This window comes from Streptomyces sp. NRRL B-24572 (genome assembly GCF_002156145.1).
GTDB lineage: Bacteria > Actinomycetota > Actinomycetes > Streptomycetales > Streptomycetaceae > Streptomyces > Streptomyces vietnamensis.
Genome location: NZ_MWIG01001196.1, coordinates 1 through 1100 on the forward strand (window position 1 = coordinate 1; position 1100 = coordinate 1100).

Below are 1100 nucleotides of genomic sequence, written 5' to 3' on the forward strand. Positions count from 1 at the left end.
GGTGACGCTGCTCGGCGCGCTCGCCGAACTCCCGCCCCGGGCACGGGCGATGGTCGTGCTGCGCTACTGGGAGGACCAGAGCGTGGCCTCCGTGGCGGCCCTGCTGCGGTGCAGCGAGGCCACCGTCAAGAGCCAGTGCTCCCGTTCGCTCGCCCGACTCCGCGTACGCCTGGCCGATGCCGGGCTCTCGATCACGGAAAGCTGAGGTCCACCGTGGAGAACAACGACGACATGGTGCTGCTGCGCGACGCCATGGGCCGGACGGCGGACGGTCTGCCGCCGCTGCCCGATCTCGTACCGCTCGCGGTGCGCGAGGGGCGCAGGCGCCGGGCCCGGGCCCGGCTCGCGGTCGGTACGGCCGCCCTCGCCGTGGTCACGGCGGGTGCCCTCGGCCTCATGCTGCTGCCGGGGACCGATTCCGATGTCCCGATGCCCGCCGCCCCTACCGTCCGCGAGACGCGGCTGACGGGAGCCGACTGGATCCGCCGCGAGAGCTACCAGAGGGACATGGCCCTGGTACTGAAGGAGCAGCTGCCGCCGAAGGTCACCCGCGTCCGGCCGGTGGGCGACGGCGGCGACCCGGTGAGCGAGTACCTGATCGAGGCGGGCGGCAAGAGCTTCCGCATGGTCGTGTCGGTGCGGCGGCACGTGAACGACGGGATCAGGCCGGACCCGCACGCCGACCTGGACATCGGAGAGCTGAAGCCCGGGCCGGTCAGCACCTGGGGCGGCAGGGTGTTCGTGAGGTACACGTACAAAGAAGGCACCGTCAGCCTCATCGTGTACGGCGGGAAGAACGCGAAGGCGCCGGTGACGGCGACCGATCTGTCCGCCGTCACCAAGCATTGGCGCTTCCCGTCGCTGGTGGAGCAGGCGTACGTGTTCCAGATGGAGGCGAACGACCCGCCGCTCGACCCGGGCGACCCGCCCCCGGCGGGCCCCGACGGACCTACCGCCGTCGCGGGCCTTCAGCGGGCCCGGTAGACCAGCCGGCCGTCGATGACCGTCGCCACGCAGGTCGACGCGCCCCGGCGGACCGGCCCGCTTCGCCGTCTTCGACGTCCCCGACCCGGCCACCCTGGTCCGCCGGGGCGCGTCGA

Annotated in this window: 2 protein-coding genes; both read left to right on the forward strand. The window is 73.0% G+C overall.

The annotated features are described in order from the left end of the window. On the forward strand, positions 1-205 hold a 205-nt coding region (locus CCN56_RS41255; RefSeq protein WP_306300672.1), incomplete at its 5' end, for a sigma factor-like helix-turn-helix DNA-binding protein. Positions 206-213: 8 nt separating this feature from the next. Next, positions 214-984, forward strand: coding sequence for a hypothetical protein (locus tag CCN56_RS41260; protein WP_086832596.1), 771 nt, complete (start codon positions 214-216; stop codon positions 982-984). The last annotated feature ends 116 nt before the right edge of the window (positions 985-1100 follow it).